This is a genomic window from Saccharopolyspora sp., from assembly GCF_017434145.1.
GTDB classification, from domain to species: domain Bacteria; phylum Actinomycetota; class Actinomycetes; order Mycobacteriales; family Pseudonocardiaceae; genus Saccharopolyspora_C; species Saccharopolyspora_C galaxeae.
The window spans coordinates 1-6,579 of the sequence record NZ_JAFRFW010000613.1; the positions used below are offsets into that span (position 1 = coordinate 1).

General features: G+C 71.6%; 7 protein-coding genes and 2 pseudogenes. 1 reads left to right on the forward strand and 8 read right to left on the reverse strand.

The window, feature by feature from the left end; genetic code table 11:
- A pseudogene (locus IJH84_RS16870) lies at positions 1-587 on the reverse strand (primosome assembly protein PriA); the annotation flags it as partial.
- A 103-nt stretch (positions 588-690) separates the two neighbouring features.
- Between IJH84_RS16870 and IJH84_RS16875 the strand changes: the two are divergent.
- Positions 691-1,152: a tRNA (cytidine(34)-2'-O)-methyltransferase gene (locus tag IJH84_RS16875; RefSeq protein WP_295146086.1), complete on the forward strand. Its 462-nt coding sequence runs from the start codon at positions 691-693 to the stop codon at positions 1,150-1,152.
- A 235-nt stretch (positions 1,153-1,387) separates the two neighbouring features.
- On the opposite strand, the gene hisG is transcribed toward IJH84_RS16875, so the two are convergent.
- The 7 genes and pseudogenes from hisG to IJH84_RS16910 all read right to left on the reverse strand — a co-directional run.
- Complete coding sequence (hisG, locus tag IJH84_RS16880) at positions 1,388-2,251, reverse strand: ATP phosphoribosyltransferase (RefSeq protein ID WP_200069788.1); 864 nt, start codon at positions 2,249-2,251, stop codon at positions 1,388-1,390.
- A gap of 438 nt (positions 2,252-2,689) precedes the next feature.
- Positions 2,690-3,943: a bifunctional phosphopantothenoylcysteine decarboxylase/phosphopantothenate--cysteine ligase CoaBC gene (coaBC, locus tag IJH84_RS16885; RefSeq protein WP_295146089.1), complete on the reverse strand. Its 1,254-nt coding sequence runs from the start codon at positions 3,941-3,943 to the stop codon at positions 2,690-2,692.
- A gap of 17 nt (positions 3,944-3,960) precedes the next feature.
- A complete protein-coding gene (gene rpoZ, locus IJH84_RS16890; RefSeq protein WP_200069789.1) occupies positions 3,961-4,254 on the reverse strand; it encodes a DNA-directed RNA polymerase subunit omega in 294 nt (97 codons plus the stop codon).
- A 132-nt stretch (positions 4,255-4,386) separates the two neighbouring features.
- On the reverse strand, positions 4,387-5,124 hold the full coding sequence (gene gmk / locus IJH84_RS16895; RefSeq protein WP_295146093.1) for a guanylate kinase: 738 nt from the start codon (positions 5,122-5,124) through the stop codon (positions 4,387-4,389).
- Positions 5,121-5,438 carry an integration host factor, actinobacterial type gene (gene mihF, locus IJH84_RS16900; protein ID WP_184484996.1) on the reverse strand — a complete coding sequence of 106 codons (318 nt, stop codon included), beginning with the start codon at positions 5,436-5,438 and terminating at the stop codon, positions 5,121-5,123. The genes gmk and mihF overlap by 4 nt, the downstream gene beginning before the upstream one ends.
- A gap of 495 nt (positions 5,439-5,933) precedes the next feature.
- Positions 5,934-6,134 (reverse strand): hypothetical protein, encoded by a 201-nt coding sequence (locus IJH84_RS16905; RefSeq protein ID WP_200069791.1) that lies wholly within the window; start codon positions 6,132-6,134, stop codon positions 5,934-5,936.
- A 128-nt stretch (positions 6,135-6,262) separates the two neighbouring features.
- A pseudogene (locus tag IJH84_RS16910) lies at positions 6,263-6,579 on the reverse strand (hypothetical protein); the annotation flags it as partial.

Sequence of the window (6,579 nt, forward strand, 5' to 3'; positions counted from 1 at the left end):
AGCGCGCCGCGCCCGGCGGAGGCGGCGGTCGCGGCGGCCTCGGCGAGCCGGTCGGTCCACTGCTCACCGGGCAGCGCCTGCCACACCGCGCGGGCCGGTCTGCCCGCATGCACGGCGTCCAGCAGCGACGGACCCCACTGGTACCGGGACCAGGGTTCGCTCGGCGGCCGTGGCGGCGTCGCCGCGGGTTCGAGCACCTGCTTCTCGGCGCGCGCGTGCCGCGGCGGCACCGCCAGCCGCACCACGTCGGCGAGCATCCCGCCGTAGCGGGCGGCCACCGCCCGGCACAGCTCCAGCAGCCCGGGCGGTAGCACGACCTCCGAGGAGGTCACCCGCTCCAGCCAGCGCAGCGAGCCGGTGAACTCGGAGGTTTCCTTGCGCTCCAGCAGGAATCCGTCGACGAGCTTGTTGCGGAACGACACCCGCACCCGGCAGCCGGGCACGGCCTCGCCGTCCAGCCGCTCCGGGACGAGGTAGTCGAAGGTGCGGTCCAGGTGCACCGGCAGCGCGACCTCCACCAGCACGCTGGCCACCGGAGACGTCGCGGCAGCCGTGCGCGCGGCGTCGCTCGTCGTCCGCGGGGCCATGCCCTTTTCTCTACCAGAGCGCACCGACGCCCGGACGGTCCGCCCGGGCCTGCGGGATCATTACGATGCCTCCTGCAACGAGTCCGCGGCGGGAAGGACCCCGGTGTTCCAAGTCGTCTTCCACCACCCCGAGATCCCCGGCAACACGGGCAACGCGGTCCGGATGGTCGCCGGTTCCGGGTGCGCGCTGCACCTGGTCCGGCCGCTGGGGTTCAGCGTGGCGGACGCGAAGCTGCGCCGGGCCGGGCTGGACTACCGCGACCGCGCCGCGCTGCACGTGCACGACGATTGGGAGGCGCTGCTGCGCGATCTCGCGCCAAAACGGATCGTGGCGTTCACGTCCTCCGCGGAGACCTCGTTCGAGCAGGTCTCCTACCGCCCCGGCGACGTGCTGCTGTTCGGCCGCGAGTCGACCGGTCTGCCGCCGGAGGTGCTGGACTCGGAGCGGATCACCGCCAGGGTGCGGATCCCGATGCTGCCCGGCATCCGCTCGATGAACCTGGCCAACTCGGCAGCCGTCGCCGTCTACGAGGCGTGGCGCCAGCAGAACTTCGCGATGCCCTGACCCCGCTTTTCACCACGAGTGAACGGACCGTTCGACCAATCTAGCCGGACCAACGGTCCGCTCACTCCGAGAAGTCGGCCCGGATCTAGCGATCCGCGGGTGTGTCGGCCAGTGCTGGACCACGCGGGACCACCAGGAGTGAACGGACCGTTCGACCAATCTAGTCGAACCAACGGTCCGCTCACTCCGGGAAGTCGGCCCTGATCGGGCGGCGGGTGCGCGTGTCGGCGGTCGGTCAGAGGCGGCAGGCCTCGAGCGGAGTCACCAGGATCGCCCGCGCTCCGGCCGCCCAAAGCTGATCCATGATCGACTGCGCGCGCCTGCGCGGCACCATCACCCGCACCGCCACCCAGCCGTGCTCGTCCAGCGGCGAAACCGTCGGCGACTCCATGCCCGGAGTGATCTTGCGGGCGGCTTCCAGCGTCTCGGTGGGGCAGTTGTAGTCCATCATCACGTACTGCCGCGCGATGAGGACGCCGCGCAGCCGCTGGATCAGCACCTCGACGGCCTGCTCGCTGTCGGCCGACAACGGGTCGCGGGTGCCGCGCACCAGCACCGCCTCGGAACGCAGGATCGGCTCGCCCACGGTTTCCAGCCCTGCCTCGCGCAGCGACGCGCCGGTCTCCACCACGTCCGCGATGGCGTCGGCCAGGCCGAGGTCGACCGCGGTCTCCACCGCGCCGTCGAGCTCGATCACCTGCACGTCGATGCCGAGATCGGCCGCGGCCGCGGTCACCAGCGCGCCGAACGAGGTCGCCACCCGCTTGCCGTCGAGGTCCTTCAGATCGTCGAGCCGGCCCGCGGGTGCGGCGAAGTAGAACCGCGACACCCCGAAGTCCAGCGGCAGCAGTTCCTGGGTCGTGGTGTCGGTCCCGGCGGCGCGCAGCAGGTCCTGGCCGGTGATGCCGACGTCGAGCACTCCCGTTCCGACGGTGCGCGCGATGTCGGTGGGACGCAGGAAGACGAACTGCACGTCGTTGGCCGCGTCGGTGGCGAACAGCGCCTTGTTGTCGCGGTGCACGCGGTAACCGGCGTCGGAGAGCAGTTGGACGGCGGGACCGTTCAGCGATCCCTTGTTGGGCACGGCGACCCGGAGCATGGATGATCCTTCGTCGATTCGGTGGGCTGGTGGGGTCCCGGCTCAGCCGGGATGGCGGAGCGTTCCACCCGCCTGGTGCGGCGAGCGGAACCCGCTATGGCGCTGACCACCGCACATCGCGACGAAGCCTCCTCTTCCTGGTTGTTTGCGACCACCCGGAATGGTGGCACACCGCCCCGCGCACCGACTTCGCCACGTGCCCGGCGACACGCACCGGCGTGTCCGGGAGCATGTCGTTGCGGCAGGCTTCGATGGTTCGCCGTGACAAGGCGGACCCGACGCCGAGCACCGATCCCCACGTCCTACTACGACTGGTCGGAGATCTCGGAATCGTGGAAGGCGCACATCTTCCCGGTGGTTCCCGCGCGCTGAAGGCCACGCGGGGCGCTGCTAACGCGCCCCGTCAGCAGCGATCACCTTCGAAAGTGAGCCCGCGGCTCAGGCTTCCGCGCCGGAAGCGAGCCTGCGGCTGACCGCGTCCCACAAGGTCGCCGAAAGCAGCGACTTGGCCCCGTGCGGAATCGGCGTCTCGGTGCCGTCGGTGGACAACAACCAGCCCGCGTTGTCCTCCACCTCGAACGCCTTGCCGTCCCCGACCGCGTTCACCACCAGCAGATCGCAGCCCTTGCGGTCCAGCTTGCGCCTGCCGTGATCGAGCACCGTGGTGTCCGGATCCCCGGTCTCGGCCGCGAATCCGACCACCAGGCCGACCGTGGAACCACCGGTGCGACGCGCCGCGACCAGCTCGGCGAGGATGTCCGGGTTGCGGGTCAGCTTCACCGGCGCCGGATCCGCATCCGCCTTCTTGATCTTGTGCTGCGCGAGGTCGATCGGCCGGAAGTCGGCGACCGCGGCCGCCATCACCACCGCGTCCGCGCCCTCGGATTCCGCCAGCACCGAATCCCGCAGCTCCTCGGCGGTGCCGACCTGCACCACCCGCACGCCGGCGGGCTCGACGAGATCCGCGGTGTGCGCCGAGATCAACGTGACCTGCGCGCCCCGGTGCGCGGCGACGCGGGCCAGCGCGTAACCCTGCCGCCCGGACGACCGGTTGCCGAGGTAGCGCACCGGGTCCAGCGGCTCCCGCGTGCCCCCGGCGGTGACCACGACGCGCCGCCCTTCCAGGTCCCGCGGCAACGCGGTGGCCGAGGTCAGCAGCAACCGCGCCAGATCGACGATCTCGACCGGGTCGGGCAACCGCCCCTTGCCGGTGTCGGCGCCGGTGAGCCTGCCGCTGGCCGGTTCCGCGACCACCACGCCGCGGCTGCGCAGCAGCTCGACGTTGTGCTGCGTCGCCGGGTGCTCCCACATCTCGGTGTGCATCGCAGGGACCATCAGCACCGGGCAGCGCGCGGTCAGCAACGTCGAGGTCAGCAGGTCGTCGGCCATCCCGTGCGCGGCGCGGGCGAGCAGATCCGCGGTGGCGGGCGCGACCACGACCAGGTCGGCCTCCTGCCCCAGCCGCACGTGCGGCACCTGGTCGACATCGGTGAACACGCCGGTGCGCACCGGATGCCCGGACAGCGCCTCGAACGTCGCGGCACCCACGAAGTTCAACGCCGCCTCGGTGGGCGCCACCCGCACGTCGTGCCCGGACTCGGTGAGGCCGCGCAGCACCTCGCACGCCTTGTAGGCCGCGATGCCGCCGCTGACCCCGAGCACGACCCGCGGGCGCTGCGCTTGCTGTGCCACAGCTACCTACCGGAGGTTCACTCGCCTTCGGTGTGCTCGAGGACGCCGGCGTGGATCTCGCGCAGCGCGATCGACAGCGGCTTCTCCCGCGGGCCCGGCTCCACCAGCGGACCCACGTACTCCAGCAGGCCCTCGCCGAGCTGGGCGTAGTAGTCGTTGATCTGCCGGGCGCGCTTGGCCGAGTAGATCGCCAGCGCGTACTTCGAGCTGACCTGCTCCAGCAGGTCGTCGATCGGCGGGTTGGTGATGCCCTCCGCCGAGGACGGCTGGGACTGGGTGTTGAGGGCGGCGAGCGAATTCGGCGTGGTCACGTGGTGGCTCCTGCTGCTGTGTGGGTTTCGTGCCCCGGTCCGTTGATCAGGGCCGCTGGTCCGGGGCGGTCGGGTCCGGCGAGCCGGGTGGTCGCGGTCGGTGCTGCGACCCCGGCGCCCCGGCGCAGCGGCCTAGGCGAACCGTTCGGTGTCCTCGGTGCCCGGCGAAGCTCCCGCTTGCCGACCACCGCCGTCCGGCCCTTCGACTGCTGTGTCACCGACTGCTGGGCCTCCGGCGCCCCTACCGGGATCCGGATCGGCCCCACCGGCTCCGCGACCGGTCACCAATCGTACCAATTCGCTGGTCGCGGCCCGGACGTCGGCGTTGACCACGGTCGCGTCGAACTCCGGCTCGGCGGCCAGCTCCTGCCGCGCGGTCTCCAGCCGGGCGCGCACCACCTCGGGATCTTCGGTGCCGCGCCCGGTCAACCGCTGCACCAGCGCCTCCCAGGACGGCGGGAGCAGCATGACCAGCTGGGCTTCCGGCATGGAACGCCGCACCTGGCGGGCGCCTTGCAGCTCGATCTCCAGCACCGCGTCGCGGCCGGTGGCCAACGCCCGTTCGACGGGGTTGCGCGGCGTGCCGTAGCGGTTGCCCGCGTAGCGGGCGTGCTCCAGCATCTCGCCGTCGGCGACCATCCGCTCGAACTCGGTGGGCCGGACGAAGTGGTAGTGCACCCCGTCGACCTCGCCCTCGCGCGGGCGCCGGGTGGTCACCGAGACGCTGAAGTACACCTCGGGCGCCTGCCTGCGCAGCTCGTCGAGCACGCTGGACTTGCCGACGCCGGAAGGACCCGAAACGACGGTGAGCCGGGCCGGTCCGGACGGGCGGACCGGACCCGGCTCGACACCGGATGCGGCGTCGCTCACTCGGCGGCGAACTCGGTGAGCAGCGCCTTGCGCTGCCGCTCACCCAGCCCGCGGAGCCGGCGGCTGTTCGCGATCTCCAGCCGCTCCATGATCTGCTGCGCGCGGACCTTGCCCACGCCGGGAAGGGCCTCAAGCAGCGCGGAGACCTTCATCTTGCCCAGGACCTCGTCGTTGTCGGCGGTGTCCAGTACCTCGGCCAGGCTGGTTCCACCGCGCTTGAGGCGCTCCTTGAGCTCTGCTCGGGCGCGACGGGCGGCAGCCGCCTTTTCCAATGCTGCTGCCCGCTGCTCCTCGGTCAGCTGGGGAAGGGCCACCATGTCCTCCGTGATGTGGGGTTTCTCTTGATCGGTGCGGCGACGGTACCGACCCTCGCGCACCGGGTTCCACGCGGGTCCGGCTTGCGAGACGGGGATTCCGGGGAAGATTCCGCCGCCTGACCCATCGGGCGGCCCGTACGAGGGGTGCACGGGCACTAGGGCCGGTGCAACTACTACCAACAATGGCGCTGAAGTGCACTAACCTCGCAGAAAACTCTTCCGATCTGTCCGATTTCCGGGCGGTTGAGCGACACCGGCGTCGTCGCCGCAGGTCACACGGATGCCACGACGCCCGTCCAGCGGAAGCCGATCAGCGCGGCGCGCGAGCACGGCGCGCCCGTCATCGCGCCCGGCGACCGACCCCGCCGGGCACGATGAAATGATCATGGTCGAGCGCGCCGCGGACCCCACGTGACCAGGAGGAATCACCCATGTGCCGAGCGACCGGACTCGCCGGGCCCGCAGCTGATCCCTCCCGCGCGCCCGCGCGGCTCACTGCTCGGCGTCGAAGAACCCGTGATCGCCCTTGAGGCTGTAGACCTCGTCCTCGTCCGGCTCCGCGGACGGTCGCCCGGGCTCCACCCGGCCGACCTCCACCGGGTCGCCGCGGCCGGGCGCGTCCGCCTCGACCGCGGCCGGTCCCTCATCGCCGGTGCTCGGCCCGTTCCGCGTTGCCCCCAGTTCGGCGTTCATGCGCGCTCCTCACCAGTACTGCGCCACTTGACGTAGGCGGTCGTTCACTCCCAGTACCGGAAACGTTAGCGCACCGATCGGCCCGTGAAACCCCTTCATTGCGGGGGATCCTCGGACCTGGCCGCGAATCAGCCCTCGCCGCCCTGAGCGTTTTCGCCCTGCCCATCGCTGTTGGTGTCGCTGTTGCCGTTCGGGTTCACCGGAGGCCCGGTTTTCGCGCGCGTATTGGCCGGTGCTGGCAGCTCCCCCGGCGGCGCGGGCGGAGGGGTCTGCACGATCGTGACCTGCGACGGAGAAGCCGGCGGTGGCAGCGGGGCAGGCGGGAGCGGGGCAGGCGGAGGCACGGGCGGGGGCGGCACGGGAGTAGGCACCGTGACCGTGACCGGACGCGGCGGCCCCGGATAGTCCAGCGTGGCCACGTCCGCGGCGACCCGATCGGCGGCGC

Excerpts from the sequence above, each read along its gene's own strand:
- hisG (WP_200069788.1), bottom strand. The coding sequence starts at position 2,251 with ATGCTCCGGGTCGCCGTGCCCAACAAGGGATCGCTGAACGGTCCCGCC.
- IJH84_RS16905 (WP_200069791.1), bottom strand. The coding sequence starts at position 6,134 with ATGAACGCCGAACTGGGGGCAACGCGGAACGGGCCGAGCACCGGCGAT.